This window comes from Paraburkholderia sp. BR13439, from assembly GCF_040948805.1.
Classification (GTDB): Bacteria; Pseudomonadota; Gammaproteobacteria; order Burkholderiales; family Burkholderiaceae; genus Paraburkholderia; species Paraburkholderia youngii.
Genome location: NZ_JBFPKN010000004.1, coordinates 150,262 through 166,662, shown reverse-complemented (window position 1 = coordinate 166,662; position 16,401 = coordinate 150,262). Strand labels below are relative to the sequence as shown.

Annotated in this window: 9 protein-coding genes; 5 read left to right on the top strand and 4 right to left on the bottom strand. The window is 66.3% G+C overall.

Going from position 1 to position 16,401, the window contains the following annotated elements; genetic code table 11:
- The first annotated feature begins 130 nt into the window (after window positions 1-130).
- Together AB3X96_RS09995 and AB3X96_RS09990 are read left to right on the top strand one after the other, a co-directional pair.
- Window positions 131-1,057, top strand: a complete 927-nt coding sequence (locus tag AB3X96_RS09995) for a 3-hydroxyacyl-CoA dehydrogenase family protein (RefSeq protein ID WP_368589585.1) — start codon at window positions 131-133, stop codon at window positions 1,055-1,057.
- A 73-nt stretch (window positions 1,058-1,130) separates the two neighbouring features.
- Complete coding sequence (locus tag AB3X96_RS09990; RefSeq protein ID WP_368589584.1) at window positions 1,131-1,742, top strand: flavin reductase family protein; 612 nt, start codon at window positions 1,131-1,133, stop codon at window positions 1,740-1,742.
- Between the two features lie 4 nt (window positions 1,743-1,746).
- On the opposite strand, the gene AB3X96_RS09985 is transcribed toward AB3X96_RS09990, so the two are convergent.
- On the bottom strand, window positions 1,747-3,186 hold the full coding sequence (locus tag AB3X96_RS09985) for a polyhydroxyalkanoate depolymerase (protein ID WP_368589583.1): 1,440 nt from the start codon (window positions 3,184-3,186) through the stop codon (window positions 1,747-1,749).
- Window positions 3,187-3,426: 240 nt separating this feature from the next.
- Here AB3X96_RS09985 and AB3X96_RS09980 point away from each other — a divergent pair, with 240 nt between their 5' ends.
- The gene (locus AB3X96_RS09980) at window positions 3,427-4,080 is read left to right on the top strand and encodes a glutathione S-transferase family protein (protein WP_176107154.1); all 654 of its coding nucleotides are present in this window, start codon (window positions 3,427-3,429) and stop codon (window positions 4,078-4,080) included.
- 44 nt (window positions 4,081-4,124) lie between these two features.
- On the opposite strand, the gene AB3X96_RS09975 is transcribed toward AB3X96_RS09980, so the two are convergent.
- The 3 genes from AB3X96_RS09975 to AB3X96_RS09965 all read right to left on the bottom strand — a co-directional run bounded on the left by AB3X96_RS09975 (window position 4,125) and on the right by AB3X96_RS09965 (window position 9,685).
- A complete protein-coding gene (locus AB3X96_RS09975; protein WP_368589582.1) occupies window positions 4,125-6,095 on the bottom strand; it encodes a Cache 3/Cache 2 fusion domain-containing protein in 1,971 nt (656 codons plus the stop codon).
- A gap of 183 nt (window positions 6,096-6,278) precedes the next feature.
- Complete coding sequence (locus AB3X96_RS09970; RefSeq protein ID WP_368589581.1) at window positions 6,279-8,942, bottom strand: heavy metal translocating P-type ATPase; 2,664 nt, start codon at window positions 8,940-8,942, stop codon at window positions 6,279-6,281.
- 95 nt (window positions 8,943-9,037) lie between these two features.
- The gene (locus AB3X96_RS09965) at window positions 9,038-9,685 is read right to left on the bottom strand and encodes an FMN-binding negative transcriptional regulator (protein ID WP_176123370.1); all 648 of its coding nucleotides are present in this window, start codon (window positions 9,683-9,685) and stop codon (window positions 9,038-9,040) included.
- A gap of 295 nt (window positions 9,686-9,980) precedes the next feature.
- On the opposite strand from AB3X96_RS09965, the gene AB3X96_RS09960 reads away from it, so the two are divergent.
- Both AB3X96_RS09960 and AB3X96_RS09955 read left to right on the top strand, forming a co-directional pair.
- On the top strand, window positions 9,981-11,399 hold the full coding sequence (locus AB3X96_RS09960; protein WP_368589580.1) for a DUF1254 domain-containing protein: 1,419 nt from the start codon (window positions 9,981-9,983) through the stop codon (window positions 11,397-11,399).
- 213 nt (window positions 11,400-11,612) lie between these two features.
- Entirely contained in the window at window positions 11,613-15,395 is a 3,783-nt protein-coding gene (locus tag AB3X96_RS09955) for a DUF748 domain-containing protein (protein ID WP_368589579.1), read from the top strand.
- Window positions 15,396-16,401 lie beyond the last annotated feature (1,006 nt).

Sequence of the window (16,401 nt, the reverse complement as noted above, 5' to 3'; positions counted from 1 at the left end):
GTCCACGAAGCCGGTCTTCCCTCCACGGAAAGACCGGCTTCGTCGCATTTGGGCTTGCAAGTCCCACCGGGGGAATGCAGCGTGCTGCGCTATGCTTCGGGACTTTGATCGACGGTAGCGGGGAGTGCGTGTGGACAAGACGACGCAGGATGTGGCGATAGGGGTGGTGGGCACCGGACTGATGGGTGTCGGCATTGCGACGCAGGCCGCACTGCATGGATACCGGACGATCGTTCACGACGTCGATCCGGCCCGGCTCGCGAGCGTCGCGCCGAAAGCGCAAGCGGTGCTCGACGAGCTGATCGACGCGGGCCGGATCGACGATGCCGCCAAACAGGCGGCGCTCGCGCGCATCGAAACGCATGTGCAGCTCGCCGCGGTCGCGCAAGCGCGCTTCGTGATCGAGGCGATTCCCGAGGTGCTCGAACTCAAGCATCGCCTTTACGCGACACTGACCGGCCTGCTCGCCGACGATGCGATCCTCGCGAGCAACACCAGCGGCTTCCCGCCCGACCAGCTCGCCACCCCGCTGCGTGCGAAGGAACGCTTCGTGATCGCGCATTTCTGGAACCCGCCGCACATGATTCCGCTCGTCGAGGTCGTGCCGGGCACCGAGACCGCGCCCGAAGTCGTGCAGCAAACCGCCGGGCTGATGAGCGCGATCGGCATGGAGCCGGTCGTGCTCGCGAAGGCGATTGCTGGCTTCGTCGGCAATCGGCTGCAATTCGCGGTGCTGCGCGAGGCCTTGCATATCGTGCGTTCGGGGGCGGCAACGCCAGAAGTCGTCGATCGCGTGATGAAGGCTTCGCTCGGACGCCGCTGGGGGATCGTCGGACCGTTCGAAAGCGCGGATATGGGCGGGCTCGACACCTTCGTCGACATCGCGTCGCATCTGATGCCGCAACTCGCAAAGGACGAGGACGTGATCGATCTGCTGCGCGCGCAGGTCGACGCCGGGCGGGTCGGCGTGCGCAGCGGCGCGGGTTTTCACGACTGGGACGAAGCGCGGATCGCGCGGGTCAAGGAGGGGCGCAAGCGCGTGATCGGGCGCGGCTAGTGCTGTATAAGTAGCCGTTCCGGATCTGCTTCTGCGCCGCTTTTTGCGCTGACCATCACACGAGTCTCAAGTCATGTCTCACTACTTCTACGATCCCGCCGCCGGCCACGGCCTGCCGCACGATCCTTTCAAGGCGATCGTCGCGCCACGGCTGATCGGCTGGATTTCGTCGCGCGATGCGCAAGGCGCGCTCAACCTTGCGCCATACAGCTTTTTCGGCGCGTTCGCGACCTTTCCGCCGATCATCGGTTTCAGCAGCGAGGGCCGCAAGGACAGCCTCGCCAACATCGAGGCGACCGGTGAATTCGTGTGGAATCTCGCCACCCGGCCGCTTGCCGAGCAGATGAACCGCTCGTCGGCGCCGGTCGCGCCGCACGTCGACGAGTTCGCACTGGCCGGGCTCACGCCCGCGCCGGGCCGCAACGTGGCGGTGCCGCACGTGGCCGAATCGCCCGCCGCGCTCGAATGCAAGCTGCTGCAGATCGTGCGTCTGCATGATGTCGACGGCAAGCCGATGGACAACTATCTGTCGCTCGGCCAGGTGGTCGGCGTGCATATCGACGAGGCCTATCTGAAGGACGGCCTGTTCGACACGCACGCCGCGCAGCCGATCATGCGCGCGGGCTATCGCGCCGACTATGCGCAGATCGGCGAGATGTTCCAGATGATCCGGCCAACGGCCTGAACGCTCAGGACGTCACGGACGGCGGTTTGCGTGACGGCTGCCCGGACGATTGGGCCGAGGAATCGCCGTTGCCGCTCTCGCTCCCGCCCACGGGCGCATCCACCTCCACTCCGACAACAGAGGCCGCGACCGGCGCGGCCGCCGTGACTTCGGCCGCGGTCGCCGCGGGCACCGGCTGGATCGGACGCGCGCGTGAACTGACGAGCACCGCGCGCGGTTCGTTGTCGTAAATCACGGCCCGCACGCGCGGATAAATGTGCCGCTCCCAGCGACGTCCGCTGAACACGCCGTAGTGGCCGACGCCCGTCTGCACGTAATGCGTCTTCAGGTACGGCCGCAGACGATCGCAGATGTCCTGCGCGGCGAGCGTCTGACCGACCGCGCAGATATCGTCCTTTTCGCCTTCCACGGTCAGCAATGCGGTGCGGCGAATCTTCGACGGCTCGACCAGACGCCCCTCGACTTCGAGCGCGCGCAGCGGCAGCGCATGCTGCTGAAAGACCGTGTCGACGGTTTCCAGATAGAAATCGGCCGTCAGATCCATCGTCGCGAAGTACTCTTCGTAGAACGTGCGAATCGTGTCGGCCTTCTGCGGATCGCCCTTGCCGCGCTCGTAGTACATCGTTTCGAACGAGTCGGCGTGGCGGCCCGGATTCATCGCCATGAACGAGGCCAACTGAACGAAGCCCGGATACACGCGACGCTGCGCGCCCGCAAAGCCGAACGGCACCGCGCTGATCAGGTTGCGCTCGAACCACTCGATCGGCCGGCTCCGCGCCAGTTCGTTGACACGGGTCGGATTGATGCGCGTGTCGATCGGGCCGGCCATCAGAGTCATGCTGGCCGGCTGCGCAGGATGGTCGTCGGCGGCCATCAGCGCGACGGCGGCGAGCGCCGCGACGGTCGGTTGGCAGACCGCCAGCAGATGCGTGCCGGACCCGATCGTCGCGGTGAAGTCGATCACGTGGCGCACGAACTCGTCGAAGCCGAAGCGGCCCTCGCCGAGCGGCACGTCGCGCGGATTGTGCCAGTCGGTGATATAGACGTCGTGCTCGGGCAGCATCGTGCGCACGGTTGCGCGCAGCAGCGTCGCGAAGTGTCCCGACATCGGCGCAACCATCAGCACGCGCGGCTGCGGCGTCGAAAGCACGGCGTCCTTGCGAAAATGCAGCAGCGAGCAGAACGGCGTGCACGCGACGACTTCCTCGACCACCGCGACCGGCCCGCCTTCGGTGACGACGCTGTCGATGCCGAACGGTGGCCGCGTCGGCGTGAGTCCGCCGAGTATCAGCAGTTCGCAGGTCGCGCGCAGCGAGCGTCCGTGGGGCGTAGCCGCGAATGTCGGCCACGCATCGAGCGAGTGGTTCGCCAGCGCCGCGCCGTGTCGCAGCGGTAGCAGCATGTCGGCGCAGGCCTGATAGGCGGGATAGGCGAACAGATTCATACTTTCACTCGAATGCGCCAGAAAAACAGGAACCCGAATAAAAGCAAGCGGTGCGCCAGGCGCTGGCGCGCGTCGCCCGGTGTGCCGCGGTATGTCGCGGCATGTCTCGCGTGCGTCGGCATATCACTTGCGTGCGTAGGCGAAACGGGCCGGCCTTGCCGCGCTTTGGTGCGCGCGCGCACCGCGGCGTGCATGAGTGCAAGCACGCGCGGCGCGATACCCGATCTGGAGGACACACGCATGGGAAATACTACGCTCACGATCAGCAGCAGGAACTATTCGTCGTGGTCGCTGCGCGGCTGGCTGCTGACGAAGTTCAGCGGCTTGCCGTTCGAGGAACTAGTCGTGCCGATCGACGACCCCGCGACGCGCGCCGAACTACTGCTGCTCTCGCCGTCGATTCTGGTGCCATGCCTCGTGCACGACGGCGTCAAGGTCTGGGACACGCTGGCGATTGCCGAATATCTGAACGAGCTGAAGCCGCAAGCCGCGCTGTTGCCGCATGAGATCCGCGCCCGCGCGCATTGCCGCTCGATCTGCGGCGAGATGCATTCGGGGTTCGCGTCGTTGCGCTCGGCGCTGCCGATGAACCTGAAGGCGCATTTCCCGGGCTTCAAGGTCTGGGCGCGCGCGCAGTCGGATATCGAGCGGATCGTGACGATCTGGCGTGAATGCCTGAAGGAGTACGGCGGTCCGTTCCTGTTCGGCGAGCGGACCGCGGCGGACGCGATGTACGCGCCGGTGGTCACGCGTTTCGTGACCTATGACGTGCAACTCGAGCCGGATATCGTCGAATACGGGCAGCACATCATGGCGCTGCCCGAAATGCGCGAGTGGATCTCGCTAGCGCGGCAGGAGGTCGAGGAGATCGACGAACTGGATGTCGAGTTCTGAGCGCGGCGGGCGCCGTGCGCCGCCGCCCGCAGTAGACAGATCTGTTAGCCGCGCTCGCCTTCGAGCTTGAACACGCTGACCAGCTGCGCGAGCCGCGCAGCCTGCTCGCGCAATTCGGCCGCGGCGGTTTCCGCATCGACGACGATCGTCGCATTCTGCTGCGTCGCCTCGCCGATCTGCGTGACCGCCCGGTTGACCTGCTCGATGCCGCCCGACTGCTCGCGCGACGCGACGTTGATCTCGCTCATGATCGCGCGGACCTGACCGACCTGAGTGACGATGCCTTGCATCGTCGCGCTCGCTTCTTCGGCAATCCGAAAACCGCTGTCGACGTTCGCGCCCGACGCCGCGATCACCCCCTCGATCTCCTTCACTGCCGCCGCGCTGCGCTGCGCGAGCGCGCGCACTTCCGACGCGACGACCGCAAAGCCCTTGCCGTGCTCGCCCGCGCGCGCCGCTTCGACGGCCGCGTTCAGCGCGAGGATGTTGGTCTGGAAGGCGATGCCCTCGATCACCGTCGTGATCTCGGCGATTTTCTGCGACGAGCGGCCGATCTCGCCCATCGTCGACACCACGCGTTCGACCGCCCGGCCGCCTTCGAGCGCGGCGTCGGCGGCTTGCGTGACGAGCGTGTTCGCTTCGGTCGCGTGATCGGCGTTCTGCTGCACGGTCGAGGTGATCTGCTCCATGCTCGCGGCAGTTTCCTCGAGGCTGCTTGCCTGGGTCGCGATGCGCATCGCGATGTTGCCGCTGCCGGCGGCGATTTTCTCGGTACCCGCCGACATGCCGGCCGACGCGTTGCGCACCTGCGCGACGATGCGCGCGAGCCCTTCGCCGATGCCGTCGATCGCCTGCATCAGACGGCCGATCTCGTCGGCGCGCGTGCGGCCGTGTGCCACGCGCACGCTCAAATCGCCCGCGGCGAGACGCTCGGACGCACGCGCGGCTTCGTCGAGCGGACGGCTGACGAGCCGCCGCACCGCGATGAGGAACACGATCGCGAACAGGCCGACCAGCGCGAGGCCGAGCAGCAGGAACGCGTTGCGGGTGCGCACGACGTCGGCCATCACTTCGTCGCGCGGCGCGACGCCGCCGACGAGCCACTGCCACTCCGGCACCGTGACGAACGACACGAACTTGTCGCCCGCGTCGCTCTCGCCGAGGGTCGCGTCGGCGGAGCGGTAGTCGAGCTCGCCCTGCTTCATGTCGAGCATGCGCTGATACGGTGCGTTCGCGTCGTCGGCTTTCTGGCCGGCGGCGGCCGGATGCACGAGCAGCTTGCCGCGCTCCGCGCCGCTCGACGCGTCGAGCACGAAGTAATAGCCGCTCGCGCCGATCTTCAGCGCGCGGATGCCGTCCTGGACCGACTGGATCTCCTTGTCCACGTCGACGCCGACGAACAGCGCGCCGATCACTCGGCCGCTCGCGTCGGTGATCGGCTTGTACTGCGTGATCATGCGCTTGCCGAACAGCGGGGCGAGGCCGGTGTACGTGCGGTTCGCGAGCAGCGGCGCATAGGCGGGCCCCTTGCGGTCGAGCAGCGTGCCGATCGCGCGGGTGCCGTCCTGCTTCTTCAGCGACGTGGTCACGCGCACGAAGTCGTCGCCGCTGCGCGCAAAAATGGTCGCGATCGCGCCGCTGCGTTGGAGGAACTGGTCGGGAATCGTGAAGTCGAGGTTCAGCACCTTGTCGCCGGCTTTGAAAGTCGGCGTCGCGGTGCCGCCGATATCGACCTTCTGCGTGTCGTCGAGCGAGAAGTCGGTGGGCAGGAAGCTAGCGAATAGCGCCATCGATCGATCGACCTCGGCCGACAGCGCCTTGTCGAACAGCGCGATCATCGCCGCGATCGAGCGGTCTTTGTCGGCGATGCGCGCGAGCACCTGGTCGCGCACCTGGTCGCCGGCGGCCCGTGCGAGCGCCCACGCGAAGGTGCTGAAAATGACCGCGACCAGCACGCACGAGAGCACGGCAAGCCGTGCGCCGACGCTGGCGCGGCGCGAGAAGAATGAGTTCATGGGCAGGCGTGAAATGGGGATTGGGCGATGCTCGTCGGGCGTGGCCGCGATCGGGCATCGGTTGACTGGTTTACGGCTCGGGAGACGGCGGGCTTGAGGGTGTATGAAAGGCGGCCGTAACGGGCTGAAAGGGGCCGCAATGGGCCCCCCAAAAGGACGAGACGGAAGGCCGGAAGGGTCTTCCTATGCTGCTTGGCGCGCCTGAGCGACGGTGCGACCGGGCGCTGTGCGCCAAGTCCGCAACAGCAGCGCATTGGTGACGACGCTGACGCTCGAAAACGCCATCGCCGCGCCCGCGAGCATCGGATTGAGCAAGCCGAACGCGGCCAGCGGAACGCCGATCAGGTTGTACACGAATGCCCAGAACAGGTTCTGCTGGATCTTGCGCCAGGTTCTGCGCGAGATGTCGATCGCATCGGCGACCAGCGCCGGGTCGCCGCGCATCAGCGTAATGCCGGCGGCGTGCATGGCGACGTCGGTGCCGGTTGCCATCGCGATGCCGATGTCGGCGGCGGCGAGTGCGGGCGCGTCGTTGATGCCGTCGCCCGCCATCGCGACGATGCCGGCGTGGCGCATCTTCAGGTCGCGGATCACGCGGGCCTTGTCGTCGGGCAGCACCTCGGCGTGGAATTCGTCGATGCCGAGCGCCCGCGCGACGCTCGCCGCGCTGCCGTGGTTATCGCCGGTCACGAGCACGCTGCGGATGCCCATTTGCGCGAGCCGCGCGACGGCCGCGCGCGCGGTCGGCTTCACCGTGTCGCCGAACGCGATCAGCGCGAGCGCTTCGGGGGAGCCGGGCTCGCGCGTCATCAGCCACGACACCGTGTTGCCCGCCGCTTCGAGTTCCTGCGCGCGCGCGGCGAGTGCGGGCGGCAGCGCGATATCGAGCTCATGCAGCCAGCGCGTGCTGCCGAGCGCGAGGGTGCGGCCGTCGACGTCGGCTTCGACGCCCCGGCCGGCGACGGCCCGAGCGGCGGTGGCGCTTGGCCCGCCGGCTTCGCCAGCGATTTGCCCGAGTTGATCCTCGTACGCGCGCACCACCGCCCGCGCCAGCGGATGATCGCTATGCCGCTGCACCGCCGCCGCGAGCACGAGCGCTTCGTCGCGGCTCACGCCGCCGGCCGGCTCGAACGCCGTCACCGATGGCTGGCCGAGCGTCAGCGTGCCGGTTTTATCGAACGCGACGATCGACACGCGATGCGCGATTTCGAGCGCTTCCGCGTCCTTGATCAGCACGCCGTGGCGCGCGGCGACGCCGGTGCCGGCCATGATCGCGGCGGGTGTCGCGAGTCCGAGCGCGCACGGGCAGGCGATCACCAGCACCGCGACCGCGTTCAGGATCGCGGTTTCCGCGCCCGCGCCGGCGAGCAGCCAGCCGATCAGCGTCAGAGCGGCGAGCGCGAGAATGGCCGGCACGAAGATTTCGCTGACGCGGTCAACCAGCCGCTGGATCGGCGCCTTCTCGGCCTGCGCGCTTTCGACGAGCCGGATGATGCGCGCGAGCGTCGTCTCCGCGCCGATCGCGGTGGTCGTCACCACGAGCGCGCCTTCGCCGTTGATCGAGCCGGCCGTGACGGCGTCGCCGGTCTGCTTCGGCACCGGCAGGCTTTCGCCGGTGATCAGCGCTTCGTCGATATGCGTGCGGCCGTCGAGCACCGCGCCGTCGACCGGCACGCGCTCGCCCGGCCGCACGATCACGATGCTGCCGACCCGCACCTGCGCGAGCGGCACCTCGCGTTCGCCGGCGCCGTCGCGGATGCGCGCGCGCTCGGGGCGCAGCGCGTTGAGCGCGCGGATCGCGTCGGTGGTCTGGCGCTTCGCGCGTGCCTCGAGCCATTTGCCGAAGCGCACGAGCGTGATGACGACTGCCGATGCCTCGAAGTACAGATGCATCGTGTCGCCCGGATGCACCGCGAGTTCGTAGACGCTGATGCCGTACGCCGCCGATGTGCCGAGCGCGACCAGCAGGTCCATGTTGCCCGCGCCGGCGCGCACCGCGCGCCAGGCGGCGCGATAGAAGCGCGCGCCGAACACGAACTGCACGATCGACGCGAGCACGAACTGCGGCCACGCCGGCAGCATCGCGTGCAGGCCGAACCATTCGCCGAACATCGGTGCGACGAGCGGCAGCGTCAGCAGCGCGCACGCGCCGACGCTCGCGAGGTCGCGGCGAATTTGAACCTGCTTGCGGTCGGCGGCCGGGGCAGGCGTCGTGTCGAGGATGTCGCTGACGGCGCCAATCGAGGCGGCCGTCGCCGCCGTCGCCGCCATTGTCTCGGCCGGAGCGACAGCAGCGGGCGGCGCGCTCAGCGTCGCTTCGTAGCCGGCCTTTCTGACGGCGGCGATCAGCGCGGCGGCATCGGCGGATGCGGTGCCTTGCGGATGAACGGTGGCGGTTTCGGTCGCCAGATTGACCGACGCGCGCGCGACGCCAGGCACCTTCGCGAGCGCCTTTTCGACGCGCAACGCGCAGGCTGCGCAGGTCATGCCGCCGATCTCCAGTTCAGTGGTCGGCGGCGTGTCGGCGGGTGTCGCGGCAAGCGTCGCGATTGTCTGTTCGGCGACATCGGCGTTGGCGACCGGTGTCGCTTCGTATCCGGCCTTGCGCACGGCCTCGGCCAGTTGCTGAGGCGCGAGCGTCGCGTCGCTTTCCACGCGGGCGCGCTCGGTCGCGAGATTCACCGATGCGCGCGCCACCCCCGGCAGCCTGGTCAGCGCTTTTTCGACGCGGCTCGCGCACGACGCGCAAGTCATCCCGCCGATGTCGAGTTCGACGACGCGCGTGAGTGAAGGGGAAGGGGAAGCGGCAGCGTCGGCGGGGCGCTGCGGGTTGGCAAGTCCGGTCATGGCAGGCAAGGCTCGTGGCGGCATTGGGCCGCATGATGAAGCCAGTATCGACCTTCCCATCACGGGAAGGTCAAGGCCGGATTATGCGCCCGCCGTCAAAACGCCGGCGGCGCATCGAGCATCGCCTGTCCCACCGCTTTCTGTTGATCGCCGTCGCGCGCGAGCAGCGTTTGCGCCGCGCCGCGCCGGTCTTCGGCCGCCTTGTTCTGGCCGAGCTTCCATTTGCCGACGAGCCGCGTCACTTCGATCTCGATACCGACGATCGCGCCGAGCATCTGCGCGATGTAGTCGGCCGGCGCGTCGCCCATCTTCCACGGCACCGGCTCGCCGGCTTCCATCTTGCGCGTGAGTCGCGCGACGAGGCCGCGTACGAACGATTCATCGTCGTGCACCACAATCCTGCCATGAGCATGTACGACCATATAGTTGTAGGTCGGCACCTGTTTGTGCGTTTCGTGTTTGCTCGGGTACCAGCTCGGCGAAATATAGGCGGTCGGCCCCTGGAAGATCACGAGCGCTTCGGGATGAGTCGCGGCTTCCTGCCAGACCGGGTTCGCCCGCGCGACGTGCGCGCGCAGCACCAGACGTGACGAATCCGCCGCGTCCGCCTGCGCCTCGAACGGCAAATGATTCGCGTCGAGCCCATTGGGGCCGTGCGTAATCAGCGCGCCGAAAGAGTGCTCGGCGATCAGGCGGTGAAGAACCTCTGGACGGTTCTCTTCGAAATGGGCGGGCATGTACATTGAAACGCTCCGAATGCAGGACGACGAAAGAGTGAGGGCGAATCGGCGAGACGGCGGATCGACGGATTCGCGAATCAAAAAGCATCGCGCGCTCGCGCGAGCCGATGGCGCGGGCACATAATGTGGCAACGACGCTGCTTTGTGCTTGCCTGGCTAGGAAGGATACGATACAACGCGAGGTTGTCGGAATCGCAATCCGCGGACTCGCTGCGCAGTGTTTCGGGAGAACCGCGCATGCACGTGGCGCTGCACACCGGCATCTCCTATAGGACTGCAGGCTCCGCACTCTGAACGAATGATAAAAAATCTCCGAGAACTGTTTTTGCTGCAACGAACCTGCGTATCGCTCGCGGGTATCGCACTGCTGGCCAGCTGCGCGTCGACCCCCACCGCGACGCAACAAAGCAACGGCTGGGTCAAGGACGAAGTCGCCGACTCGTACGTATTCGGCTATCCGCTCGTGCTGATGAGCGCCGCGCGCGATGCGGCGGTCGGCACCGAGCCGGGCCAGGCGCCTTTCAACACGCTGCGCCACGCCCAGGCGCTGCCGCCGATCGGCGCGACCAACCCGCCGCAGCCGAGCCTCGACACGCTCGACTCGACCGGCTGGCTCGACCTTGCGGCCGAGCCGGTGATCCTGGCGCTACCTGATTCGCATGGCCGTTACGTCGATGCACGCGTGCTCGACATGTGGACCAACGTCGCGTGGTCGACCGGACCGCAGTTCGCCGCGGGCACGGGCACGGCGAAGGGCCTGCGCGCGCAGACGATCGCGTTCGTCGCACCGGGCTGGAAGGGCGAGCTGCCGAAGGGCGCGACGCGCGTCGAAGTGCCAACCCGCAACGCCTGGATCAGCGTGCGCATCCAGTCGAGCGGAGCGCGCGATCTGAACGCGGTGCGCAAGATGCAGCGCGCGATCCGTCTGGAGCCGCTGAGCGTGTTCGTCGGCGACGCCGAGCCGGCGGTGCCGCCGCGCGGTTACGCAAGCGGCGTCGCGGGCCCGAGCGGCACGCCGGCGCAGCAGGTCGCCGCGCTCGATGCGAGCGGCTTCTTCGGCCGTCTTGCCGACGCGTTGCCTGACAATCCGCCGACACCGGCCGATCCGCATGCGCTCAAATTCCTCTCCGACCTCGGTGTGACGCCCGGCGATCCCGTGAAGCTGCCGAAGTCATCCGCTGTGCTCGCGGCCGGTCTCGCCGATGGTCGCGAGCGCGTCGCGACGCCGCCGTCGAATCTGCTGAGCGCGAACGGCTGGAGCTGGCTCGGCGACGGCGTCGGCAACTATGGTCCCGACTACGCATTGCGGGCGTATGCGGCGAGCGCGGAGTTGGGGATCGGTACGAAGGATGACGAAGTACGCGCGGTCGTCACGCAGGACAGCGACGGCAACACGCTGAACGGCGCGAATCGCTACGTGATCCACTTCGCGGCGAACCAGTTGCCGCCGGTGCGCGGATTCTGGACCATCACCGCGTACACGAAGGAGGGCGCGCTGAGCGAGAACGCGCCGGCGCGGCTCGCGGTTGGCGATCGCAATGGCGCGCGCCGCAATCGCGATGGTTCGCTCGACGTGGTCGTGTCGTCGACGCGCAGCCGCACCGGCAACTGGCTGCCCGCACCGCGCGCGGACATGCAACTGGTGCTGCGCCTGTATGCGCCGAAGCCGCAAGCCACCGACGGCAGCTGGCAGCCGCCGCCGGTCGTGCGGCAATGACGTGAACGGCGCGCGGGCAAACCGCGCGCCGTCCGGTGTCGTTATCTAACGCTCGCGATAATTTTCTTCGCGAGAAAACCGGTCGGTCAGCAGCACGAATCGTCAAGGTGGGCCTGACATTCCTGTCTAACCATTGATTCAAGACTTATACTGCCGCATGCGGGATTTCTGTTTTTCGCGGCGGGCTTGCCGCCGCATTCCTCCACATCGAGCATGGCAAGCCTCAATAAAGCATCGTTAGCCTCCTCCATTCAGACTGTGCGCGCAGTCGCGCAGTCGCACCGTACGCGGCGAATTCTCGTCGGTCTGTTGATCTTCGTCGTCGTGATCGGCCTGCTCGGCTTTTTCGCGGCGCCGCCGCTGATTCGCCATATCGCGAGCCAGCAACTGAGCAAGCAGCTCGACCGGCCGGCGTCGATCGGCCGCGTTGCACTCAATCCGTACACCCTGCGTTTCGAGGCCGACAACGTGCATATCGGCGAGCGCGGCGGCGCGGGCGACTTCGTCGATATTTCGCGGCTCATCGTGAAGCCGTCGTGGAGTTCGCTGTTTCGCGGCGCGCCGATCGTCGACGAAGTGCAGGTCGATTCGCCGCGCTTTCATCTCGTTCGCCTCGATGCGCAGCACTTCAATTTCAGCGACCTGATCGAGAAGTTCGCGAACCAGCCGGCAAAACCGAACAGCAAACCGACGCAGTTCTCCGTCTCCAACATTCGCGTCGAAAACGGCCAGGTCAAGTTCGACGACCACGTGCTCGGCACGAGCCACGTGATCGATCAATGGAAGCTCGGCATTCCGTTCATCGCGACGCTGCCTTCTAAGACCGATATCTTCGTCGAGCCGCTGCTGCGCGCGCGCATCGACGGCGACAGTCAGCTCGCGATCGACGGCAGGACCAAGCCGTTCGCGGCGTCGCGCGAGTCGGAAGTGTCGCTGCGCTTCGACGATCTCGACGTGCCGAAGCTGGTGTCCTACGCGCCATCGAAGCTGCCGGTGATCGTGCAGTCGGGCAAGCTGTCCACTGACCTGAAGCTGAACTTCGTGATGGCGAACGACACGCCGTCGCTGCGCGTGGCCGGCACCGTCGACCTGAACGACGTTGACGTGCAGGATCAGGGCAAGGCGCCGTTTTTCGCCGCGCGCGCGGTGCATGTAGCGGCGGCATCGCTCGAGCCGTTGAAGAGCGTCTATCACTTCGACGATATCCGCATCGACGCGCCGAGCGCCAGTGTCGCGCGCGACAAGGACGGTGTATTGAGCGTCGAGCATATGTTTGCGCCCGCGCCCGGAAAACCGGCGGCAAAGGAAACCGCTGACACGAATGCCAAGCCCAAAACCGCCGCCGCCGAAACAGCGGCCCCGCCGTTCGACGTCGCGATCAAACGTTTCACACTCAACGATGGCACCGTCAACGTACACGACGAGGCCGCGTCCCGTCCGGTCGAAGCCGGTCTGCAAAATCTCGCGGTCACGCTGACCGATTTCTCGACGCTCGCGTCGGCGCCCGCCCATTACACGCTGAACACGAACCTGAAGGACGGCGGCGGTTCGCTCGCCGCCGACGGCACGGTCGGCCTCGCAGCGAAGACGGCGAGCGCGAAGCTCGATCTGAAGTCGCTGAAGCTGCCGCCGCTGCAGCCGTATCTCGACACCGCGACGTCCGCGCAGGTGCTCGATGGTGCGTTGTCCGCGACGACGAATATCGACGCGAACTGGTCGAAGTCGCCCATGGCGCTGACGGTTGCGGACACGAAGCTGGACATGCAGAAGGTGAAGCTCGCGGCGCGCGGCGACAAGACGCCGGTGATCTCGCTCGCGCAGGGCAACGTGGTGGTCAGGCAGGTCGACGTCGCGGCGCGCACGGCCGACGTGACGAGCGTCGACGCCACCGGCCTGGCGGTCGACGCGCAGCGCCTGAAGGACGGCACCGTCAATCTGAACGCGCTCGCGGGGGCGCATCAACAGGCGACGGAGCGCACGGCGATTCACGCGGCGAAAAAAGCGCAGGCCGAGGGCCCCGCATGGCGCTACAAGATTGGCGAATTGACGCTCAAAGACGCGACCGCCGAGTTCACCGACAATATGACGGCGCAGCCGGTCAAACTGAGCTTCACGCCGGTGCAGTTGAAGGTGCAGCAAATCAGCGACGACCTGAGCCGACCGCTGCCCGTCGATCTGCAGGCGACGTTGAACAAAAAAGGCACGCTCGGCGTAAAGGGCGACGTCACGGCGACGCCGCTCAAGCTGGCCGTCAAGATCAACGCGAATCAGCTCGACGCGGCCGCGTTCGAGCCGTACTTCGGCAGCCAGCTGAACGCGTCGCTCGCTAGCGCGCTGCTGAATGCGAACGGCGATCTCTCGGTCAGCCAGGCGAAGTCGCTGAAGGCGAACTTTCGCGGCGACATGGCGCTCGTCGCCGTGCGCATGATCGACAAGGCGACCTCCGACCCGTTCGCGGGCTGGGGCTCGCTTGCGCTGACGAACCTGAAGGCCGATTACGACGAGCACGGGGGGACCGCGGTCGACGCGGGGCGTGTGACGTTCTCGAAGTTCTATGGCCGCGTGCTGCTCGACGCGCAAGGCAAGCTGAACTTGAAGGATGTGGTCGCGCACGAGGGCGGTACGACGCAGTCGCTGACGCGCAGCAAGAGCAGCTCGCACCCGATTCCGCTGACGCCCGAGGCGGTGTCCGAAGCGGTCGCGGCGTCGGCGCCGGCGGCGGTCGCGGCAGCATCGGCTGCGGCGCCGGGCAAGGCAACCACCACGCCTGCGGCCACCGCCACGGCCGCGACGCCGCCACAAAATCCGCTCAAGATGCACTTCGGGCAACTGGTGTTGCAGCAGGGCCGCGTGACCTACACCGACAACTTCGTCAAGCCGAACTACACGGCGAACCTCGTCGACATTCAGGGCACCATCGGCGCGTTCGGTACGGAAACGACCACGCCCGCACCGGTCGATGTCGCCGCGAAACTCGCGGCCAACGGTCCGCTGACGATTCGCGGCACCGTCAATCCGCTGATCGCGAAACCGGCGCTCGATCTGACCGCGACCGCGCACGACATCGAGCTGACCAACCTGACGCCGTATTCGGCGAAATACGCGGGCTATCCAATCACGAAGGGCAAGCTCAACGTCGATCTGCACTATCAGCTTGCGAACGACCAGCTGAACGCGAACAACCACCTGTTCATCGATCAGCTGACGTTCGGCGATCATATCGACAACGACACCGCGACCAAGCTGCCGGTGCGTTTCGCAATCTCGCTGCTGAAGAACTCGCGTGGCGAGATCGACGTGAACCTGCCGGTGTCGGGCTCGCTGTCGAACCCCGAGTTCAGCATAGGCGGGCTGATCTGGCATGCGGTGCTCAATCTGCTCGAGAAGGCGGTGACCGCGCCGTTCTCGCTGATCGCGCATGCGTTCGGCGGCAATGGCGAAGATCTCGGCTACGTCGAATTCGAGGCCGGCTCGGCCACGCTCACCGACGCCGACAAGCAGAAGCTCGACACGATCGTCAAGGCACTCACCGACAAGCCGTCAATCCGCATGGACCTGATCGGCCGCGTCGATCCGAAGGTCGACGAGCCGGCGCTGCGCACGCGGTACGTCGATCAGATGGTCAAGCGGCAGAAGATCAAGGACGCGGTGGGCAACGGCGAGAGCATCGATCCGTCGACGGTCACGGTCGATCAGAAAGACTACGAAAAGTATCTGACCAAGGCCTACAAGTCCTCCGACTTCAAGAAACCGCGCAACTTCATCGGCATGACGAAGACGCTGCCGGACGACGACATGAAGAGCGCGCTCGCGGCCAACGCGCCGATCGACGACGCAAGCCTGCGCCAGCTTGCGCAGCAGCGCGCACAGAGCGTGCAACAGTACCTGGAGGGCAAGATCGACAGCAGCCGCGTGTTTATCGTCGCGCCGAAGATGAATGCCGACGATATCAAGGACAAGGGTGCGACGACGCGAGTCGATTTCGGCTTGAAGTGATGGTGGCGGGCGATCAGGTCTGTTGCTTGTCACCCGACAGATTTTGCCGCGGCGTATCGAACAAGCGCGAACACATGGCGGTGGGAAATCGCCTTCGCCCAAGGCGGAGGCGGTATCCCGAGCACCTTTCTGCGCAATGGCATAAGCCTTGCAAGTGGTCCGGTCACTCCAATCCGGACACAAGGACCATTGCCATGACGACTCTTACCATCCACGATCTGCCGCGTGTCGATCTGCTTGACCGAAAAGGCATGCACGCCATTCGAGGCGGTTTGGCGGTCTCCAGCCTGCTAGCTCCCACGGAGCCATGTCGATTGGCCATTCCGACTGATCCCTGTCGGTCGGTCATTCCCACCGAACCCTGCACGTCCTTCGCGGGCTAGGTGCGTTCCCGTCGAGTTGGGCACCAGAAAAACAAACGCGCCGGACATTGCGTACCGGCGCGTTTCATGCAGGACACGTCTTCAGACGTATCTATCAGGACCGTTCAGTCCTGCGGGATGCTCGCTGGCTTTTACCGAAGCCACGCGAGCGGCTTACATGGCAGTGGTCAGAGTCAGTATTCAAAGGCATTCCCTCCAAGGTGAAGTTGAGCATTCAGCCTGCGTTGCATCAGGAGGACACGTCTCACGGGGCGCCGCAGCCAGGGGACGGCGTGCGGCCGTCATATGTGCGCTGTGCACGAGCGCGGCGCTGACGCCCGGGGGTGAGACGCATCCCACACACGTCTTCTCATGATCGAAGACGCCCTCGGCGGCTACTCCAACTACTTCAACTGTTTGCCGCCTCAAGGAAAATGTAAGGTATTTCCCGCGAACAAGAAACCAGGCAGGTTGTCGCGCGGCATGTTGTCGTGATGCCGAACTCCGCGTCAGGTTCGAGTCCCCTTCGCATCCTGCGTGGCACGCCGAGAAGAACTAAAAAAAAGCCCGACCTGAGGTCGGGCTCCAAAGTCGGCTGCGCCCTCCACAGGACGCAGCCCCTGCAAAACAGCGAGGCTACATGC

Coding starts and splice junctions, on each gene's coding strand:
- AB3X96_RS09990 (WP_368589584.1), top strand. CDS start 1,131: ATGTCTCACTACTTCTACGATCCCGCCGCCGGCCACGGCCTGCCGCAC.
- AB3X96_RS09985 (WP_368589583.1), bottom strand. CDS start 3,186: ATGAATCTGTTCGCCTATCCCGCCTATCAGGCCTGCGCCGACATGCTG.
- AB3X96_RS09980 (WP_176107154.1), top strand. CDS start 3,427: ATGGGAAATACTACGCTCACGATCAGCAGCAGGAACTATTCGTCGTGG.
- AB3X96_RS09975 (WP_368589582.1), bottom strand. CDS start 6,095: ATGAACTCATTCTTCTCGCGCCGCGCCAGCGTCGGCGCACGGCTTGCC.
- AB3X96_RS09970 (WP_368589581.1), bottom strand. CDS start 8,942: ATGACCGGACTTGCCAACCCGCAGCGCCCCGCCGACGCTGCCGCTTCC.
- AB3X96_RS09965 (WP_176123370.1), bottom strand. CDS start 9,685: ATGTACATGCCCGCCCATTTCGAAGAGAACCGTCCAGAGGTTCTTCAC.
- AB3X96_RS09960 (WP_368589580.1), top strand. CDS start 9,981: ATGATAAAAAATCTCCGAGAACTGTTTTTGCTGCAACGAACCTGCGTA.
- AB3X96_RS09955 (WP_368589579.1), top strand. CDS start 11,613: ATGGCAAGCCTCAATAAAGCATCGTTAGCCTCCTCCATTCAGACTGTG.